General features: G+C 64.7%; 11 protein-coding genes. 8 read left to right on the forward strand and 3 right to left on the reverse strand.

All coding sequences use genetic code 11. From position 1 onward, the window contains the following. Positions 1-90: 90 nt before the first annotated feature. The 5 genes from LCI23_RS17320 to LCI23_RS17340 all read left to right on the forward strand — a co-directional run bounded on the left by LCI23_RS17320 (position 91) and on the right by LCI23_RS17340 (position 11,480). Positions 91-5,880, forward strand: coding sequence for a DUF4214 domain-containing protein (locus tag LCI23_RS17320; protein WP_224947701.1), 5,790 nt, complete (start codon positions 91-93; stop codon positions 5,878-5,880). 294 nt (positions 5,881-6,174) lie between these two features. Further along, complete coding sequence (locus LCI23_RS17325) at positions 6,175-7,983, forward strand: type I secretion system permease/ATPase (RefSeq protein ID WP_224947702.1); 1,809 nt, start codon at positions 6,175-6,177, stop codon at positions 7,981-7,983. Next, a complete protein-coding gene (locus LCI23_RS17330) occupies positions 7,983-9,335 on the forward strand; it encodes an HlyD family type I secretion periplasmic adaptor subunit (RefSeq protein WP_224947703.1) in 1,353 nt (450 codons plus the stop codon). Before LCI23_RS17325 ends, LCI23_RS17330 begins: the two co-directional genes overlap by 1 nt. Before the next feature lie 2 nt (positions 9,336-9,337). Then, positions 9,338-10,708, forward strand: coding sequence for a TolC family outer membrane protein (locus tag LCI23_RS17335; RefSeq protein WP_224947704.1), 1,371 nt, complete (start codon positions 9,338-9,340; stop codon positions 10,706-10,708). Between the two features lie 196 nt (positions 10,709-10,904). Next, positions 10,905-11,480, forward strand: a complete 576-nt coding sequence (locus LCI23_RS17340; RefSeq protein ID WP_224947705.1) for a DUF4214 domain-containing protein — start codon at positions 10,905-10,907, stop codon at positions 11,478-11,480. A gap of 120 nt (positions 11,481-11,600) precedes the next feature. Here the strand turns inward: LCI23_RS17340 and LCI23_RS17345 are convergent, their stop codons facing one another. Next, positions 11,601-12,533: a sulfurtransferase gene (locus tag LCI23_RS17345; protein WP_224947706.1), complete on the reverse strand. Its 933-nt coding sequence runs from the start codon at positions 12,531-12,533 to the stop codon at positions 11,601-11,603. Between the two features lie 101 nt (positions 12,534-12,634). On the opposite strand from LCI23_RS17345, the gene LCI23_RS17350 reads away from it, so the two are divergent. From LCI23_RS17350 to dnaE, 3 genes are all read left to right on the forward strand, one after another. After that, complete coding sequence (locus LCI23_RS17350; protein ID WP_224947707.1) at positions 12,635-13,756, forward strand: acyltransferase; 1,122 nt, start codon at positions 12,635-12,637, stop codon at positions 13,754-13,756. A gap of 146 nt (positions 13,757-13,902) precedes the next feature. After that, positions 13,903-14,724 (forward strand): sterol desaturase family protein, encoded by an 822-nt coding sequence (locus LCI23_RS17355; protein ID WP_224947708.1) that lies wholly within the window; start codon positions 13,903-13,905, stop codon positions 14,722-14,724. A 64-nt stretch (positions 14,725-14,788) separates the two neighbouring features. Further along, positions 14,789-18,286 carry a DNA polymerase III subunit alpha gene (gene dnaE, locus LCI23_RS17360; RefSeq protein ID WP_224947709.1) on the forward strand — a complete coding sequence of 1,166 codons (3,498 nt, stop codon included), beginning with the start codon at positions 14,789-14,791 and terminating at the stop codon, positions 18,284-18,286. On the opposite strand, the gene LCI23_RS17365 is transcribed toward dnaE, so the two are convergent. Then, positions 18,283-19,548: an amidohydrolase family protein gene (locus LCI23_RS17365; RefSeq protein WP_224947710.1), complete on the reverse strand. Its 1,266-nt coding sequence runs from the start codon at positions 19,546-19,548 to the stop codon at positions 18,283-18,285. The genes dnaE and LCI23_RS17365 overlap by 4 nt on opposite strands. A gap of 96 nt (positions 19,549-19,644) precedes the next feature. Then, positions 19,645-20,718, reverse strand: coding sequence for a DUF5694 domain-containing protein (locus tag LCI23_RS17370; RefSeq protein WP_224947711.1), 1,074 nt, complete (start codon positions 20,716-20,718; stop codon positions 19,645-19,647). Positions 20,719-20,870: the final 152 nt, after the last annotated feature.

The following is a 20,870-nucleotide window of genomic DNA, read 5'->3' on the forward strand; positions in this document are numbered from 1 at the left end:
CTGACATGATGCCGTCACTGGAATGCACCCGAGTACCTGGCAATCCAAGTTAACTTGAAACGTTTTGTCCTTCCTAATCTAGGAGCTTAAATGAGTATCTACACCAACGATCTGCAATCCCTGTACATCGCCTACTTCAACCGCCCAGGCGATACCTCGGGCATGGCGTTCTGGGAAGCAGCTCTGGCAAGCGGTCGCGCCACCCTGGCCGACGTGCGCGCCGCATTTGCAACCGCCGACGAGTACAAGGCGGAATACGCCAACATGACCAACACGCAGATCGTCTCGCAGGTCTACATGAACCTGTTCGGCCGCCTGCCGGATCTGGCTGGCCTGGAATTCTGGACCACCCAGATGGCACGTGGCGTGGTCACCATCGACCAGGTCGTGGCGCAAGTTGCTGCCGGTGCACAGAACGAGGACAAGATCGCTTTCGAGTCGAAGACCCAGGCTGCCGTGGCATTCACCGCCGCCCTGGACGACATCAAGGAAGTGCTGGCCTATGAAACCGCCGCTGGCCAAGCCATCGCCAAGTCCTACATCTCGGGCGTGAAAGACGCAGCCACCCTGGCTTCGTCGACCACCACCGCAGCCCTCGACGCGCTGACCGCCCAGATCGTCAAGGCCGCCAACCTGGACGACGCTACCCGCACCGTCTCGCTGACCAACAACATCGACGTCCTGACCGGCAACGTGTTCACCTCGGTCCCGACCTACACCCCGGGCGGCGACGAGTTCATCAACAGCCTGCAGGATGAAGACGTCCTGATCGGTGCTGGCGTCAATCCGACCCTGAACCTGACCCTGGGCACCGCCAACGACGGCGCCGAGACCGAAATCGCTCCGACCCTGCGCGGCATCGAGACCATCAACGCCCGCATCAGCGGTTCGGCTGGCGCCACCGACGGCGGCACCGTCACCGCCCTGAACCTGGCCGACGCTTCGGGCCTGAAGACCATCAACGTCGAGCGCATCACCGGCAACGCTCCGGTGTTCGAGTTCCGCGAACTGGACGCTTCGGTCAACACCATCAAGCTGGCCAATGCCACCAACAGCGGCAACGTCACCTTCACCCACAAGGAAGAAGTCCTGACCGGCACCAGCGAAGCCCTGGACGTCACCCTGACCAACGTGCGTAACCACGCCGTGAACTTCCAGGAAGGCGGCGACGGCGTTGCTGACACCGGCTTCTACTTCGAAAACATCAGCATCGCTGCCAACGGCACCAACGACATCGACACCCTGAACATCCAGTCGAATGGCCGTGAAGACCTGGTCGCAGGCAATGCTGCAGACACCACCAAGCAGACCCTGACCATCACCGCTGGCGCGGCTGCTGGCGCTGCTGGCTCGTTCGAAGTCAACATGCTGAACGCTACCGGCGTCGACACCATGACCATCCACGCCAACCACCGCGTGGACATCGCTGCTGACAAGGCTGCCGCCCTGTCCGCTGGCGACGGCCTGAACACCGCCGACCTCGAGCGCCTGAACATCGACGGCGCCGCCAACGTGCGCATCGACGGCCTGGAAGGCCAAGTCGCTGCCTTCGGCGACACCAAGGGCCTGACCGTGGCTGCTGGCACCATGACCGGCAACCTGCGCGTCGGCGTCACCGGCGGCACCAGCGCCGACGACCTGTTCGCACTGACCTCGGGTTCGGGCAACGATGAAATCCGCGCCTTCGGCAACCTGGGCGGCGACGTCGCTACCCAAGACGGCAACGACACCGTCATCGTCAGCGGCAACATGCTGGGCACCGCAAGCATCAACGCCGGCGAAGGCAACAACGTCGTGACCGCCGTCGACATGCTCGGCGCCGCTGCTAGCGACCGCGACCTGGCCAACAACGGCGGCTTCGACGACATCCAGGCTGCGACCATCGTCACCGGCTCGGGCAACGACGTCGTGACCGTGCGTGACCTGGGCAACCAGTCCGACTGGGACAACATCACCATCACCGACGGCAACAACAACGACCAGCAGTTCATCGTTGGCGCCATGGTCGACACCGGTGCCGGCAACGACACCATCAACTTCCGCAGCGTGGCTGAAGGCGCAATGGTGCAAGCCGGCGAAGGCGACGACGCCGTCAACGTCACCCTGGGTGGCGCAGCGACCGTGCTGGCAGGCGACAGCCAGGCCAACCGTGCGACCCTGGTCACCGCGACCAACGGCGTGGGCACCGGCCGTACCGACGAAGTCAACCGTGACGGCACCGTGAACCGTCTGGGCGCGATCGTCGACCTGGGCGCAGGCACCGCCGACGTCGCCAACTTCACCGAAGTTGACGTCGTTATCGACACCGCCCTCGTTGCTCCGACCGAAACCACCAATTCGACCACCCTGATCGTTGGCCAGGATGCTGAACTGCGTGGCGCCGAGACCGTGAACGTGACCGCCCTCGATCGCGTGAACGTCACCACCACCACCACCACCGTGGACCAGGATGGTGTCACCACCGGCGTGCAGAACGACATCAACGCCAACGTGATCGGCACCCAGAACCTGAACCTGACGATCCTGAACCAGATCGAAGACAACGTCGATGACGCTGTCGTGGCCCACACCACCATCGATGGCGCAGTCGTCAACGACAACAACGCAACCGACGGCCACATCTACGCCGACGTGATGCGTTTCGACAGCGCACTGCAGAACATCGCCCTGGTGTCGCAGGAAGCCGCGCTGCAGACCGGTTCGGCCACCGAAGTGTACGAAGCCGGTACCCGTACCGAGTTCAGCCTCGACAACATGCGTTCGGGCATCAACCTGTCGCTGCGTGCAAACGAAGCAACCGGTGTTGCCGCTGGCGCCCTGCGTGACGACAGCCAACTGGTGATCAGCTCGACCACCGGCCTGGTGACCACCAACGCAGCTGCCGCGGACGTCCGCCTGAACCTGAACTACGACAACGCACGTGGCCTGAACGACGCTGCAGTCCTGAACGTCGACGCAGCCAGCGGCGCATTCGACCTCGACCTGCGTATCGGCGCAACCGTCACCGACGTGCTGGACACCGATGGCGACGGCAACTCGGCAACCGTGGCGAACGCAGCCTCGACCACCGATGACGACACCATGCGCATCGAGAACTTCACGGTCAACTTCGCTGACGCGAACAGCCACTCGATCAACGCCAACGGCTTCGGCGACGTGGTCTTCCGCGGTGCAACCGACCGTCCGGCAGCCGTCGCTGGCGACGTGAGCTCGACCGCTGCAACCTCGTTCACCGTGAACTCGGCTGCCGCAGCTGGCTCGACCATCGCTATCGACAACGTCAACGCCGACGTCATCCGCGTGAACAACGCTGCTGGCACCGCCGTGACCGCCGCCAACGTGGTCGTCCGCGTCAACGCGAACAACAACTACGACATCCGCACCGGTACGGGCACCGACGTGATCGACATGCGTGCTGACGACGTCCGTTCGGACGACAACGCCACCGCACTGGACCGCGCCGACCGCATCGACGCCGGCACCGGCCGCGACACCATGATCGTCAGCGGTACCGACAACCTGGGTCAGAACATCCTGCCGGCCATCACCACCACGGTTGATGACGACGTGTTCGCCACCCTGCGCGGCATCGAGAAGATCCTGGTCGACTCCGACTCCGCAGCTGGCGTCCAGCAAATCACCCTGGACGAGCAAGCCACCACCACCGGCGTGGACACCATCGCCCTGGTGGGTGCTGGCAACCAGACCCAGCGTATCGTCATCGGCAACAACTTCGTCCTGGCGAACAACACCGGCGACAATGCCAACGGCCAGCTGACCACCGCTGCCAGCGCATTCGTGGTCGACGCTTCGATGCACACCGGCATGAGCAGCATCGCCATCGAAAGCAAGGATGACGACACCGACGTCGCACTGGTCAACCTCGACCTGCGCGCCAACTCGGTCGGCGGCGCCAACGTCAACCTGGTGAACACCGGTGACCCGTCGGCACGCGTCGAACTGCGCCTGACCGCTGCCCACGAAGATGACGGCTTCAGCCTGACCAGCGCAGTCGTTGGTGGCGGCGACGGCAACGTCGGCCTGCAGGTTGCTGCTGGCAACGTCGACAAGATCGTCATCTCGGACATGGCTGGTGTCTCGACCGTGTCGCACGCCGATGCGACCGTGACCACCGCCGCTGAAGGCGCGATGACCGTGAACATCGACGCATCGTGGACCGGCGCGGCATTCGAGCTGGACATGTCGGGTGTGGCTGACACCGACGCCAACCAGGCAACCGGCGGCGCCACCATCCGTGCTGCTATCGGCGACACCGCGACCCTGAACATCAAGGGTACGGCCAACGCCGACAACATCACCGGCGGCCGCGGTGCTGACGTCATCGACGGCGGCGCAGGTAACGACGTCATCGTCGGCGACGAAGTCGTGATCCAGAACGAACTGGAAGTTGTGACCTTCGCAGCAACCTACGACGCTGGCGACGTGATCACCGTGAGCCACAACGGCACCACCCACGTGTACAACGTCCTGGCTGATGGCACCACCGGCGCTGCTGTCGCAACGTTCTTCGCTGCCCAGGCATGGGGTTCGGCAACGGCTGCCTTTGACGGTGCAACCCGTCAGCTGCGCCTGACCGGCACCACCGCTGGCGTCGATTACGCTGTGACCGCTGCCGTCAACAACGCCGGCGACAACGTCGCACAGGTGCAGAACATCGATGTCACCACCGACGGCGCCTACTCGCTGACCGTGGTGTTCGCCGGTACCTCGTACACCTTCGCGAATACCGACATCAACGGTCCTAGCGGTGCAACCTGGACCGGCCGTGCCGGCGCCCTGGCTGCTGCCGTGGTCGCTGCTGGCGGTACCGCAACCGCGACGAGCCCGAACAACCTGGTCCTGACCGGCCCGACCACCGGCGCTGCATTCCCGCTGGTGACCCAGGCTAGCGTTGCTGATCCGGTGACCGACTCCGTCGCACTGACCGTCGTCGCTGGCGATGCAGGCAACGACCAGGCCAACCCGCTGGTCGTCACCGAAACCCAGGCACGCACCGTGCTGGGCGCAGCTGACACCATCATGGGCGGCGCAGGCAACGACACCATCTCGGGCCTGACCGGCGCTGACACCCTGGACGGCGGCGCTGGCGTCGACACCCTGGACTACAGCCTGAGCCTGGGCGGCGTGACCGTCGACATCGCTGCGAACACCGCTTCCGGCGGCGACGCACAAGGCGACGTCATCAGCAACTTCGAAGCGATCATCGGTTCGGCCTACAACGATGTCCTGACTGGCAACAGCCTGGACAACCGTCTGGAAGGCGGCGCTGGCAACGACACCATCACCGGTGGCGCTGGCATCGACACCATCCTGGCAGGCATGGGCGCTGACATCGTCGCTGGCGGTACCGGCAACGACATCATCGACCTGGGTGCTGACACGGCACGCGACATCGTCCGCTTCGCAAGCGGCGACGGCGTCGACACCGTGACCGGCTTCCTGTCGACCGCTGTCGACATGATGACCACCGACCAGATCCAGTTCACCGACTTCGCTGACCGTGACCTGATCCCGACCTCGCTGCTGCAGCAGACCGCAGCTGGCAACGCCAACGCACTCATCTCGGGCGCAAGCACCGAGCTGCTGATGGTGACCGGTGCAACCACCTTCGTCGGCGGCGTGACCACCGCCAACGTGGCTGCTGCCCTGGGCGCTGCCTTCGACATGACCGCGCTGGCCGATGGCCGCGTGATCTTCGCGATCCAGGTCGACACCGACGGTAACGGCACCACCGAAACCGTGGTCGGCTACTACACCGACGTCGGCGCGGATGATGTCATCGACGCTGGCAACATCGAGATCCTCGGTGTGGTCAACGGCGCAGTCGGCACCGACAACTTCTGGCTGCCGACCGTCTAATCGACGCAAGGTAAGCAGAAGATCCACCGGCTCCATTCCTCACGGGATGGGGTCGGCAGGATAGTCAGTCTCCACCCTGCAAGTCTCCGGACTTGCAGGGTGTTTTCGTTTACATGAGAGGCTCCCGCTTTTTCATGACGCCAGTTCCCCCACGTATGGTGGAACGGCTACACATTCGGTTGTAAAAATGTGATGTACGTCACATTTTTTTAGGGAATTGAGCGATAATGTGCGCTCGTATTTCCTGTCGAGTTCGCTTGACTGGATGCGCACCTTCCCACGTCAAACGCCCCGATGAATACCAAACTTCTCAACAAGAAAAACGAAATCGAACAGGCCCTGCTTGCTTTCAAGAGCACGTTCTGGACTGTCGGCACGTTCAGCGCCATCATCAACCTCCTGATGCTGGTCCCTTCGCTGTACATGCTCCAGGTCTACGACCGCGTGCTGGCCAGCCGCAACGAGCTCACGCTGGTCATGCTGACCGTGCTGATGCTGGGCGCCTACCTCCTGATGTCCGGGCTCGAACTGGTGCGCTCCTATGTGCTGGTGCGGGTCGGCGCGCGCTTCGACATGGCCATGAACAAGCGGGTCTACACGGCGGCCTTCGAACAGAACCTGAAGCAGGCTGGCGGCAACGCCGGCCAGGCGCTGACCGACCTGACCACGATCCGCCAGTTCCTCACCGGGAACGGCCTGTTCGCCTTCTTCGACGCGCCCTGGTTCCCGATCTACCTGATCGTGATCTTCTTCTTCGAGCCGGCGCTGGGCTGGTTCGCGCTGGGCGGCACCCTGGTGCTGGTGGTGCTGGCCTACGTCAACGAGCGCGTCACCAGGACGCCGCTGAGCGAAGCCAACAAGCTGGCGGTCGCCTCCAGCACCATGACCACCAACAGCCTGCGCAACGCCGAAGTCATCGAATCGATGGGCATGTTGCCAAACCTGATCCAGCGCTGGTTCGCGACCCATGGCCGCTTCCTGCAGCTGCAGGCCGAGGCCAGCGAGAACGCGGCCAAGGTGGCCGCCGCCACCAAGTTCGTGCAGGTTTCGCTGCAGTCGCTGGTGCTGGGCTTCGGCGCGCTGCTGGTCCTGGAAAACAAGATGACCCCGGGCATGATGATCGCCGCCTCGATCCTGGTTGGCCGCGCCCTGGCGCCGGTGCAGCAGGTGATCACGGTATGGAAATCCTGGGGCTCGACCCGTAGTGCCTACGAACGCCTGACCGCGCTGCTGACCCTGAACCCGGCGCGCGAAGCCGGCATGCCGCTGCCCAAGCCGCAGGGCCGCCTGACGGTCGAGAGCGTGACCGCCGGTCCGCCGGGCGCCAAGACCCCGGTGGTGGCCAATGTCAGCTTCGGCATCGCGCCGGGCGACGTGCTGGGCGTAATCGGGCCGAGCGGCTCCGGCAAGTCGACCCTGGCGCGCCTGCTGGTCGGCGTATGGCCGGCGGCGGTGGGCAAGGTGCGTCTCGACGGCGCCGACATCTACCAGTGGAACAAGGGCGAGCTCGGTCCGCACATCGGCTACCTGCCGCAGGACATCGAGCTGTTCAGCGGCACCATCAGCGAGAACATCGCGCGCTTCGGCGAGGTCGATGCGGACAAGGTGGTGCTGGCGGCCAAGCGCGCCGGCGTGCACGAGATGATCCTGCACATGCCGGCCGGCTACGACACCCTGCTGGGCGACGGCGGCGCCGGCCTGTCCGGCGGCCAGAAGCAGCGCATCGGCCTGGCCCGCGCCATGTACGACGATCCGGCCCTGCTCGTGCTCGATGAACCGAACTCGAACCTGGACGACATCGGCGAACAGGCTTTGGTGCAGGCCGTGCGCGACCTGCGCCAGCGCGGCAAGACCATCGTTCTGGTCACCCACCGCACCACCGTACTCGGCGTCACCAACAAGCTGCTCCTGATGCGCGAAGGCGCGGTGCAGATGTTCGGCGCCACCAACGAAGTACTGGCCGCCCTGCAGGAAATGGGCAAGAAGGCGATGCTGGCGCAACAGCAGGCCCAGGCCCAGGCACAAGCCCAGGCCCAGCAGGCCAACCAGCAGCGACCACAGGCGCAGGACAGCGCCGCGGCGGCAACCGGAGAAACCAACTGATGAAACTGCTCAAGCGTGATGCAGCGGACGTCGTCTCGCACGAGGTGGCGCCGCTGGAAGTGAATACCGACGCCGGCCGCTACGCCCGCCTCGGCTGGATCGTGGTGATTCTCGGCTTCTGCGGCTTCGTGCTGTGGGCCTCGACCGCACCGCTGGACAAGGGCGTGCCGCTGTCGGGCACGGTGTCGAAGGAATCGAACCGCCAGTCCGTGCAGTACCAGGCCGGCGGCACGGTGCAGGAAATCCTCGTCAAGAACGGCGACGTGGTCAAGCAGGGGCAGGTGCTGGTGCGCATGAACCCGATCGTGGCCCGCTCCGCCTTCGAGATGAGCGAAGCCCAGTACCTGACCGCGCGCGCCACCGAGGCGCGCCTGATGGCCGAGATGGCGAACCGCAGCAGCATCGCTTTCCCGGACGAGCTCAAGCAGCGCGCCGGCGAGCCGCGCGTGGCCGAGATCCTGCGCCTGCAGGGACAGCTGCTGCAGTCGCGCCAGTCGGCGCTGCAGAGCGAAGTGTCGAGCGTGGACGAAAGCATTGCCGGCCTCAAGATGCAGATCCAGGGCCTGCAGGAATCGCGCGACAGCAAGAAGGAACAGATGAACTTCCTGAAGGAACAGCTGGAAGGCATGCGCGACCTGGCCAAGGACGGCTTCGTGGCGCGCAACCGCCTGCTCGAGCTGGAGCGTACCTATGCCCAGCTGGGCGGCCAGATCTCGGAAGACATCGGTAACCTGGGCCGCGCCCAGCGCCAGGTGATGGAACTGGGCCTGCGCCGCACCCAGCGCAGCGCCGACTACCAGAAGGAAGTGCGGACCCAGCTGGCCGAGACCCAGAAGGAAGCCGAAGCCCTGGCCGCGCGCCTGGCGGCCCAGAAGTTCGAGCTGCAAAGCGTCGAGGTGAAGGCGCCGGCGGACGGCATCGTGGTTGGCTCGACCATCTTCACGAATGGCGGCGTGGTACCGCCGGGCCACAAGATGATGGACATCGTACCGACCGGCGACCCGCTGGTGGTCGAAGGCCAGCTGCCGGTCAACCTGGTGGACAAGGTGCATCCGGGCCTGCCGGTGGAACTGATGTTCTCGGCCTTTAACACCAATACGACCCCGCACATCCAGGGCGAAGTGGTGCAGGTGGCGGCCGACCGCTCGATCGACGAGCACACCGGCGCTCCCTACTATGTGGTGCGGGTGAAGGTGACGCCGGAAGGCGCCAAGCAGGTTGCCGCGCACAAGATGAACATCATCCCGGGCATGCCGGTGGACCTGTTCGTCAAGACCGGCGAACGCACCATGATGAACTACCTGCTGCGTCCGATCTTCGACCGCGCCCCGGCGGCAGTGACCGGAGACTGAGCGTGAGCCGACAGTTCATTCGCCCATCGCTGCGCCTGCGAGCCTGCGCGCTGGCGGCGGCCCTGGCCGCCACGGCGGCCTGCGCCGGCCAGGCCGGCGCCGTCACCCTGCAGCAGGCCTACGAGGCCGCCCTGAAGAACGACCCCACCTATCGCATGAACTACTATGCGAACGAGGCGACCAAGGAAAACCGCATCCTGGGCCGTTCCACGCTGCTGCCGACGGTGTCGGCCAGCTACAGCAACACCCGCAATGTGATGGACCGCGAAAGCACCCAGACCATCGCCGGCAAGCCGTTCAGGTCGGTGACGCATCCGAAATACAGCAGCCACTCCTCGGTCGTGCAGCTGCGCCAGCCGCTGTTCAACATCGAAGCGATCCAGCGCTACGAACAGGGCAAGGTGCAGACCGCGCAGGGCGCCAAGCAGTTCGAGGCCGACACCAACGAGGTCGCGGTGCGCATGACCAGCGCCTACATGGACGCCCTGTTCGCCGAGGACCAGGTGGCCCTGGCGCGCGTGCAGCGCGACATGTATGCCGAGCAGCAGAAGATGAACGCGCGCCTGTTCAGCAAGGGCGAGGGTACCCGCACCGACATGCTGGAGACCCAGGCCCGGCTGGAAGTGGCGGAAGCGATGCTGATCGAGGCCCAGGACAATGCCCGCGTCATGCGCGAAACCCTGGAAGGCATCATCGGCGGCCCGGCCGGCCAGCTGGATAAGCTGGTCGACGGCTTCCGTCCGGCCGCCTTGGAGCCGGCCTCGTTCGAGGAATGGCAGAAGCTGGCCCTGGCCAACAACAACGAGCTGGCCGCGGCCCGCCTCGGGGTCGAGAACGCGCGCCTGGACATTGGCCGCATGAAGGCGGGGCACTTCCCGCGTGTCGACTTCGTCGCCAGCTACAGCAAGGGCGACAACGAGACCATCAACACGATTGGCGAGCAGAACACCAACCGCGCGCTGGGCGTGCAGGTGAATATCCCGCTGTACCAGGGCGGAGCGGTGAATGCCCAGGTGCGCCAGGCGGCCGCCACCTACGAACGCGCGCGCGCCGACCTCGATGCGCGCAGCGACAAGGTGACGATCGAGCTGCGCCGCGCGCACAGCCTGGCCCAGAGCAGCGTGCGCAAGATCGATGCGCTGGTCAAGGCGGTCGATGCGGCCCAGCTCCTGATGAAGGCGACCGAGCAGAGCATCAAGGGCGGGGTGCGCATCAACCTCGACCTGCTGACGGCCCAGGAACAGCTGTTTACCAGCCAGCGCGACCTGGCCCAGGCACGCTATTCCTACCTGGTGGCGCTGCTGCGCCTGCGGGCGCTTGCCGGGAATATTGGTCCCCAGGAGATCCGGGAGATTGCCGCCTATTTCCGTTAAAGAGAGTCCCTGCTGGAGCATGACGGGCGGCCTTGTGCCGCCCGTTTTGCTTCATGGATGTCGGTTGTTCCAGGCAGCAATAACTATTGCCTATCTAGTTGATTTATTGGATAAATCTGGCGCAGGCTGGTACGGAAAACATACACGCGGGCTGTTGATTACGGTATATTTTTGACATCGAATCCGAGGAGCCGTGATGAACGTCGATTACATCAATGAAGTGCAGAGCCTGTACGTCGCCTATTTCAGCCGTCCGGCGGACCCGGGCGGGCTCGCTTTCTGGAACCGCTACCTGCAGGACCGCCCGGACGCCATCCAGGACATTGCGCGTGCCTTCGCCAGCTCGGCCGAGTACCGCAGCGTGTATGGCGGCCTGGACAACCGCGCCATGATTGCCGAGATCTACGACAACCTGTTCGGCCGTGCCGCCGAGGGGGCGGGGATCGACTTCTGGGCCAGGGCGCTCGACACCGGCGCGCTGGGTATCGACAATGTGGTGCTGGGGATCGCGGCCGGCGCGCAGAACGCGGACCGTGTCGCGTTCAACGCCAAGGTGGACGTGGCGATGCTGTTCACCGACCATATCGACACCGCGGGCGAAGTGCTGGCCTACCAGGGCGATGCGGTCAGGATTGCGGTGGACTACATTGCCGGGGTCAAGGATGCGGAAAGCCGATTGCTGTATATCGATCCGGTGAAGATCGATGAGACGATCCTGAAGATCGTCGGTACGCAGACCATGGCGGAAGCCCTCGATCCCGTACTTGCCTGATTTTGTAGGGCGGGCGGATTCCGCCCACGCGGTCAACGCGCGCCTGAACGCCCCGGCGCCGGCCACGCTACCCGGTTTGAACGCGTGGGCAGAAACCTGCCCACCCTACGGGTACCGAGCTTAATTGCCTGGAGCGACGCCGGCCGCTGCTTCCTGCGCAGCCACGTCCGTTTGGCGAGTGCCGGCGCAGTGCGGGCAGGACACGCCCGGCACATACTCGGGCGCCAGCTGCTGGCGCGGCGTGACCACGGCGCGGCAGGCGAAGCATTGGGTGGTCTCGGTCGGTTCCAGCTTCGGATTGAGCGCGGTGCGGTAGTCGAACACGAAGCAGTCGCCCTGGTAGTGCTCGCCGCCCACGTCCTCGAAATATTTCAGGATGCCGCCCTCGAGCTGGTACACGCGCTCGTAGCCGATGTTCTTCATGTGAATCGCCGCTTTTTCGCAGCGGATGCCGCCGGTGCAGAAGGTGACCACGGTCTTGCCGGCCAGCTCATCCTTGTGCTGGGCGGCCACTGCCGGGAATTCCGTGAACTTGTCGATCCGGTAGTCGAGCGTGTTCTCGAAGGTGCCGACGTCCACTTCGAAGGCATTGCGGGTCTCCATCATCACCACCGGCACGCCCTCGTCGTCATGACCCTGGTCGAGCCAGCGCTTGAGGGTCTTCGGATCGACCGAAGGCGCGCGGCCGAGTTCCGGCTTGATGAGGGGCATGCGCATGGTGATGATCTCTTTCTTGATCTTCACCAGCATGCGCTTGTGCGACTGCTCGTTCGACAGGCTTTCCTTCCATTCCAGGTCGGCCAGGCGCGCGTCGCTGCGCACCCAGGCCAGGTACTGGTCGATCTTTTCACGCGGGCCGGACACGAACATGTTGATGCCTTCCGGCGTCAGCAGGATGGTGCCCTTCAGGCCGAGTTCGTTGCACAGCGCCTGGTACTGCGGGCGCATTTCTTCGAGATTGTCGAGGGTGACGAATTTGTAGGCGGCGATATTGACATGCATGGCGGCGAAGAGACAAAACGGGTGGGACAGCCGGTTATTATAAGACAGCATGTGCGTATTGGGCCCAGGAAGAGAGGAAAGGGCCTTGTTTCGCAGTAGAATGGATGAACGAGAACAACAGGCCATACCACATAACAACAGGCCGACCTGCCATGCATTCGCTGAACATCCACTACAATCCCCGCCTCGACCAGCTGCGCTGGCTGGCCGCCACCCTGGTCTTCCTGTTCCATTTCCACCTCGAATACGCCGGCAATGGCGGCATCCGGCTGGACGGACCCTGGAGCGCCCTCATCACCGAAGGCCATACCGGGGTAGGGCTGTTCTTCACCTTGTCCGGCTTCCTGTTCATGCAGATCGCGCTGCACCAGCACGCGGCCGGACGCGAGATCGTCTACCGCGACTTCCTGCGCAACCGGGTGCTGCGCATCGTGCCCCTGTACCTGGTCGTGTTCCTGGTGGCGACCTCGATCGGCCGCGACAAGTTCGCGCCCGCCGACCTGCTGTACCTGTTCGCCTCCAATCTCGGCCTGGCGCCGACCTCGGGCACGGTGGTGACCGGCGCTGCCTGGACCATCTCGCTGGAATTCCTGTTCTACCTGGTCTTTCCCTTCCTGGCCCGCTTCACGCTCGAGCGCAGCATCGCCTACCTGGGCGGCTGGCTGGTGCTGATGGCCTTCTTCAAGCTGGCCGCCTATACCGTCAACGACAACAGCACCCTGATGTATTTCAGTACCTGGGTCGGCCGCTTCGACCAGTTCCTGATCGGCATGGCCGCGGCCGTGCTGCACCAGCGCTGGCGCGTCCAGCTGGCGCGCCTGGCGCCGCTGCTGCTGCTGGCCAGCGTGGCCCTGGTACTGTGGGACACGGCGCTGATGCATCGCGTCGCGCCGTTCGGCGCCACCCCCAGGTCGGCGTTCTGGATCTGGTGGTCGCTGCTGGAAAGCGCCGGCTGGGCCGCCCTGATCCTAGCCTGGGTCGCCTTTGCGCCGCGCCTGCCTGGCGTGCTCGAGCGGGCGCTGAGCCAGGGCGGCAAGGTCAGTTTCTCGTTCTACCTGCTGCACATGGGCCTGCTCCACATCTTCGCCACCCGGGTTGGCCTGGTCGCGCCGACCGGCACGCCCTGGATCGACGGCCTGATCATGCTGGCCGTGGCCTATGGCGCCACCTGGGCGCTGGCCACGCTGAGCTACCACATCGTCGAGGAACCCTTCCTGCGCATGCGCCGCAGTTATGGTGCGGGGCGCCTGGCCGTACCGGCCGCGGTGGCGTAGGGTGGGCAAGTTTCTTGCCCACGCGTTCAACAAGGGATGAATCGCCACAAGGCATATACTGGCTGACCGCGTGGACGGGAAGACCCACCCTACAAGCCCGCTTTCGGCTATGATGTCCGCCATTTATTGAACAATCGACGCACGCGATGGAGTATCTGACACTGGCCGGCAAGGGCATGCTCGACTATGGATGGCGCATCCTTACCGCATCCATGGTCTTGCTCGTGCTCGAGCTCGTTTTCGGCTGGAACAAGTATTCGATGAAATCGCGGCTGCGCGGCGCGCTGCTGTGGTCCGTGTACATCGTGATCACGGTCGCCTTCCTCACCGCCTTCAACGCCCTCTGGAACATGCTGGGCGTGCAACCGCTGGTGGTGATCAGCCTGGGCGAGTATTTTGCATCCGACAACAAGTTCGTGACCGTGCTGGGCTGGATCGTCACGCCCATCCTGGCCGTCCTCGCCAGCGACTTCTTCTACTACTGGTTCCACCGCGCCCAGCACACCTGGGCCTTCCTGTGGGCCTTCCATGCCGAACACCACGCGATCCGCGAGATGAGCGCCTGGAACAGCAACCACCACTGGACGGAAGAAATCTTCCGCATTCCCTTCATCATCATCCCGATGAGTCTCCTGATCCGGGTCGACCCGGGCTTCGTGCCCCTGATCGCCTGGCTCCTGATCGGCGCTCAGGGCCAGTACATCCACTCGCACACCAAGCTGTCGCTGGGGCCGTTGCGCTACATCGTGGCCGACAACCGCTTCCACCGCATCCACCATTCCGTCGAGCAGCCGCACTGGAACCGCAACTTCGGTTCCTTCTCCTCGGTCTGGGATACGCTGTTCCGCACCGCCTATTTTCCGAAGAAGAACGAGTGGCCGGACACCGGACTGGACGAGCACGACGAAGCGCGGAGCGTGCGTGAATACCTGTTCCGCCCGTTCCGCAAGGTACTGTCCAGGCGCTGAGCGCGGCCGGTGCTGCGTGCCTTTTGACAACATCGGATTTCTCCGTCCGGGGTAAAATGCGGGGATGACTTCCCCGACTTTCACCCACCTTCGCGTCCACTCCGAATACTCGATCGTCGATGGCCTCGTGCGCATCGACGACATCGTGGGGGCCGCCGCCAAGGACCGCCAGCCGGCGCTGGCCGTGACCGACCTGGCCAACATGTTCTGCCTGGTGCGCTTCTACAAGGCGGCGCGCGGCAAGGGGATCAAGCCGATCGTCGGGGTCGATGCCTGGATCACCAACGACGACAACCGCGACAAGCCTGCGCGCCTGCTGATCCTGGCCAAGAACCGCACCGGCTACCTGCAGCTGTGCGACCTGCTGTCGAAAGCCTGGCTCACCAATCAATACAAGGGCCGCGCCGAGATCCGCGTCGAATGGCTGGAAGCGCTGGCCACGTCCACCTCGACGCTGGAACCGGAGGCCGACCAGGCGAATGCCCTGATCGTGCTGTCGGGCGCGGCGTTTGGCGACGTCGGCCAGGCCATCGACCAGGGCGACATCGAGCGCGCCGAACGCGCGGCCGAGCGCTGGGCGCGCATCTTCCCCGGCCACTTCTACATCGAGATCCAGCGCGCCGGCCAGCCCAACCAGGAGCAGGGCGTGCGCCATGCGGTGGCGCTGGCTGCGCGCCTGAAGCTGCCGGTGGTGGCCACGCATCCGGTCCAGTTCCTGGACAAGGACGAGTTTATCGCCCACGAAGCGCGCGTCTGCATCGCCGAGGGCGAGATGCTGGCCAACGCCAAGCGCGTGCGCCGCTTCAACGAGAACATGTGCTTCAAGACCCAGGAAGAGATGGCGATCCTCTTCGCCGACCTGCCGGGCGCGCTCGCCAACTCGGTGGAAATCGCCAAGCGCTGCAACGTCACCCTGACGCTGGGTAAGCCACAGCTGCCGGACTTCCCGACTCCCGACGGCATGAGCATCGACGACTTCCTGGTGCTCGAGACGAAGAAAGGCCTGGAAGAGCGCCTGGTGCAGCTGTATCCGAACGAGGAGCAGCGCGAAAAGGAACGCCCGCGCTACGAGGCACGCCTGGAATTCGAGAACCAGACCATCATCAAGATGAAGTTCCCGGGCTACTTCCTGATCGTGGCGGAGTTCATCCAGTGGGGCAAGAACAACGGCGTGCCGATCGGCCCGGGCCGCGGTTCCGGTGCGGGCTCGCTGGTGGCGTATGCGCTGAAGATCACGGACCTCGATCCGCTGAAGTACAACCTGCTGTTCGAGCGCTTCCTGAACCCGGAACGCGTCTCGATGCCCGACTTCGACATCGACTTCTGCCAGGAAAAGCGCGAGCTGGTGATCCAGCACGTCAAGGATTTGTACGGACGTGATGCAGTATCGCAGATCGCCACCTTCGGCACCATGGCAGCGAAAGGCGCGATCCGCGACGTCGGCCGCGTGCTCGACTTCGGCTACAACTTCTGCGACGGCATCTCCAAGCTGATTCCGTTCAAGCCGGGCAAACCCGTCTCGATCGCCGAGGCCATCGAGGAGGAACCGCTGCTCAAGGAGCGCCTGGAGAACGAGGAAGAGGTCAAGCAGCTGTTAGAGCTGGCCCAGCAGGTCGAGGGCATCACGCGCGGCATCGGCATGCACGCCGGGGGCGTGCTGATCGCGCCGGGTAAACTCACCGACTTCTGCCCGCTGTACACCCAGGGCGGCGACGCCGGCGTGGTCTCGCAGTACGACAAGGACGACGTGGAGGCCGTGGGTCTGGTGAAGTTCGACTTCCTGGGCCTGACCACGCTCACCATCCTCGACCGGGCGGTGAACTACATCCGCGCGCTCGACCCGCAGGACGCCGGGTTCAATCTCGAAACCCTGCCGCTGAACGACCGGCCGTCCTACAAGCTGCTGTCCGAAGCGAAGACCGTCGCGATCTTCCAGCTGGAATCGCGCGGCATGCAGGGCATGCTGAAGGACGCGCGTCCCGACCGCTTCGAGGACATCATCGCGCTCGTCGCCCTGTACCGTCCGGGCCCGATGGACCTGATCCCCGACTTCTGCAAGCGCAAGCACGGCGAGAAGTTCGACTATCCCGATCCGCGCACCGAATCGATCCTGTCCGAGACCTACGGCATCATGGTCTACCAGGAGCAGGTGATGCAGATGGCGCAGATTGTCGGCGGCTACTCGCTGGGCGGCGCGGACATGCTGCGCCGCGCGATGGGCAAGAAGAAGGCCGAAGAGATGGCCGAGCACCGCGCGATCTTCCGCGCCGGCGCCGCCAAGGATGGCCTGAGCCAGGAAAAGGCCGACGAGATCTTCGACCTGATGGAGAAGTTCGCGGGCTACGGCTTCAACAAGTCGCACGCGGCCGCCTATGCGCTGCTCTCGTACCACACGGCCTACCTCAAGGTGCACCACACCGCCGCGTTCATGGCAGCCAACATGTCGCTGGCGATGGAAGACACCGAGAAGATCAAGATCCTGGTCGAGGACGCGAAGGATGTGTGCAAGCTCCAGATCCTGCCGCCGGACGTCAACGAATCCCACTTCCGCTTCACGCCGGAAGGTCAGCCGCGTTCCGTGACCGGCAAGCAGGTCTCGAACATCCGCTACGGCCTGGGCGGCGTGAAGGGCGCGGGGCAGGGCGCGATCGAGGCGATCATCGCGGCGCGCCTTGACGGCGGCAAGTTCAAGGACCTGTTCGACTTCTGCATGCGGGTGGACCGCAAGCAGATCAACCGCCGCACCATCGAATCGCTCATTCGAGCGGGCGCGATGGACTCATTCGGGGTTGATCGTTCTGTGCTGCTGGCTTCGGTCGGCTTCGCCATGGAAGCGGCCGGCCAGGCGGCGGCCGCCGCCAACCAGGTCAGCCTGTTCGGCGGTATTGACTCCGACCTGGTGGCCCCGCCGGAATACGTCAAGGCGACGCCCTGGACCGACCGCCAGAAGCTGGCCGAAGAGAAGATCGCGCTCGGCTACTACCTGTCGGGCCACATGTTCGACTCGTACGCGCAAGAGGTGCGGCGCTTCGCCAAGACCAAGCTGAAGGACCTGGAACCCTCGCGCGACCCGCGCATGCTGTGCGGCGTGATCACCGGCGTGCGCACCCAGATGACCCAGCGCGGCAAGATCCTGATCGTGGCGCTGGACGACAAGACCGGCGTGGTCGAGGTGACGGTCTACAGCGAGCTGCTGGAGCAGAACAAGAACATCTTCAAGGAAGACGAATTCCTGCTGGTGGTCGGCAAGGTGTCGGAAGACCGCTTCAACGGCGGCCTGCGCATCACGGCCGAGAAGGCCTATGACATCGCGCAAGCGCGCATCCAGTACGGCTTCAAGCTGGAGATGGATGTGTCCTGCGACCTCAATCCGGCCAAGCTGGCCGAGGTGCTGCAGCCCTACCGCCAGCAGGATGGCCTGCCGGTCAGCCTGCGCATCAGGCCACAGGGCGTGGAAGCCACGCTGCAGCTGGGCGACGACTGGCGCGTGGCGCCGTCGGATACGCTCAAGCAGCAGCTGGAGCTGACGCTGGGGGCGAAGGACGTGGCGGTCGAGTACTAATCCTGCCGGACCGCCTTACCGTCGCGGGCGACGACGGCGCCGTCCTTCACCACCAGTGTCGGCGCCGCCAGGTGCTTGAGGTCGTTGACCGGATTGCCGGCATACACGTTGAAACTGGCTTCGCAGCCCGCTTCCAGGCAGCCCACCCGACGCTGCGGGTACATCCAGCGCGGCGTCTGCATGGATGCCATGGCAAGCAGTTCGGCGGGACGGAACCGGCCGCTGCTTGAGAGGGCATTGATTTCGTCCAGTACGCTGCCTTCGAAACGGTCCGATCCACTCAAGAGCCGTACCTTATTCTTGCGCAGCAGGTCGAGGTTGTGCGCGTACAGCGCGCCGATCGCGGCGGCATTGGCCGGCTTGGCGGCGACGTAATAGCTGGAGGCCGCCATGGTCGGGATGACCCAGGTGCCTTGCGCCGCCGCGGCGCGCGCCATCTCGTCGGTGAGGCGATAGTCGCCAGCCGTCTTGTTCTTGTCGATGCGGTAGCCGGGGAGATGAGCAATCGTGTCGACTCCTGCCTCCACCGCCAGCCGGAAATCCTCGGCGGTGTCGACGTGGGCGACCACCCGCAGCCCGTCCCGGCGCGCCAGCGGCATCAGCGCCGCGAGGACCTCGGGCGTGACACCGTTGTAGCCGTCGAGTTCGGCCCGCTTGAAGTTGGCGGCGCTGTTGACCGCATCGATCAGGACGACTTTCACGAAATCGGTCGCGGTAGCCTTGAAGCGGGGCCAGTCGCGCTGCAGGTCGGCCACCGTGTCGGCCACCAGCATGCCGGCGGTGAGCTCCGCGAAGCTGAGTGTCATCCCGGCCTCCTTGGCGCCGGTGCGCGCGATGCCGATCGGATGCCCGGTGCTGCTGGTGACGCCGACGCGCGCGAAGGCGGTGGCTGGCGCCTTGCTGCCCTTGAACAGCGCCTCGCACTGTGTGAGCGCGGGGTCGGTCGCAAACAGCTGCGCCGAATACAGGACTCCACGCGCTAGATACGCTTGCGCCATTTGCGGCGCCAGGTAGCAATTCTGGAGATTGTGGTTGTGCGCCTCGGCCAGGCCGGCGAGCACGTAGCCGCCGCGCAGGTCGACGGTCCTGGCGCCGGCGGCCTTGCCACCGATCCTGCCGTCGCTGACGACCACCTCCGGCCTGCTGGTGAATGCGCTGCCGTCGAACCAGTGGCCGTTGATGTAGCGTACCGGTTCTGCGGATGCGCTCTGGCTGATGCAAAGAAGGGCTGCAAGGCTTGCTGCTTGGACGATCGATGGCATGGACGGAAAGACCGGACGGGTCGACAGTGGGAATAGTCAGCAGTTTGCCAGTCTTGCCAGGCCTCGTCGAATGTTTTCGCCCGGGCGCCGCCGTCCTCAGCGCAACACGCCCCGCGCGTCCACCACGCGCACATCATGCATCTGGTGCAGATAGGCCTCCAGGTAGCCCTTGTGCGACGCCCCCACGACCACCAGCATCCTGCTCCCGGGCCGCGGCGTCAGCGCGTCGCGGATATTCGCCGCCATGCGCAGGTTGCGCGTCTCCCAGTAGCCGACATATTGGCGCCCGAAACGCTGCGCCGACGGCTCTTCGAGCGCCGCGCCGAAGTCTCCGGCGAACGCGAGGCGCATTTCTTCCGGCCTGTTATAGGCGCGGTACAGCGCCAGCAGGTCGTCCGGCGTGGCCAGATTTGCCTGCAGTGCTTCGTCGGTCTTGCGGCGCTGCGCCACCGCCGGATTGTCCCAGGCCTTCATGATGGCCGCGCCCCAGGCTTTCTCATCCGCGACCATGCGGTCGGCCGTGTGGTCGTCCATCGCGAACACCTGTTCGTGCCCGAGGCGCGCGGCCAGGCGGGCGGCGATCAGATAGCTTTCGTCGCGCCGGGCCTTCAGTTGATCGAGCAGCGTCACCAGCGTGTCGTCGAGGCCGTCGCCCGCGCGCCGCTCGGCCTCCGGCAGGCGCAGCCATTGGACGAGCGCCGAGGCGCGCTCGCCGCCCGCGAGAAACAGGGCTGCCAGGCGGCGGCGCTGGCTGCTTGACGGGTTGGCGGGCCAGGATGCCAGCAACTGTTCGGCCTGCGCAGTCGCGCCCGGTACGTCCAGGCCGGTCGCGCGGCGGGCCGGCGCCGGATCCCAGCAGTAGCTTGCGATCGTGTCCTTGTAGCGGCCCGGATAGCGGCGCAGGTGGTCACACTGCGCGCCCGGCAACGCCTCGATGCTGATCGCGTGCGGCTTCCACGCGGCCAGTCGGTCCTCGAGGCCGCGCAGGGTGGCCGGGTCGAAGGTCTTCGGGAAATAGGACAGGTGGGGCGACCCGAGCACCATCACTTCGTTCGCAGGTCCCCTGGCCGGGCCTTTCATGGTGGCGGGAGCGAAATCGGGCTGGTAAGCCTGCGCGCCAGCGGCGCCGGAAAATACTGCTGCAAGGAAAAATGCATACATTCGGCGCATGTCGATTTCCTTTCCGGGAATGGGAACATCGAACGATCATGGCATGCCAATTCCGCAAGATCAATCTATGCATGTCTCGAACATGCAGGACGCATCATCCGGCATGCTTTCCACCCGAGCATATGTCATGCTACATTTTCATGTCTGTACAA

The organism is Massilia sp. MS-15 (assembly GCF_020176695.1).
Classification (GTDB): Bacteria; Pseudomonadota; Gammaproteobacteria; order Burkholderiales; family Burkholderiaceae_D; genus Telluria; species Telluria hydrophila.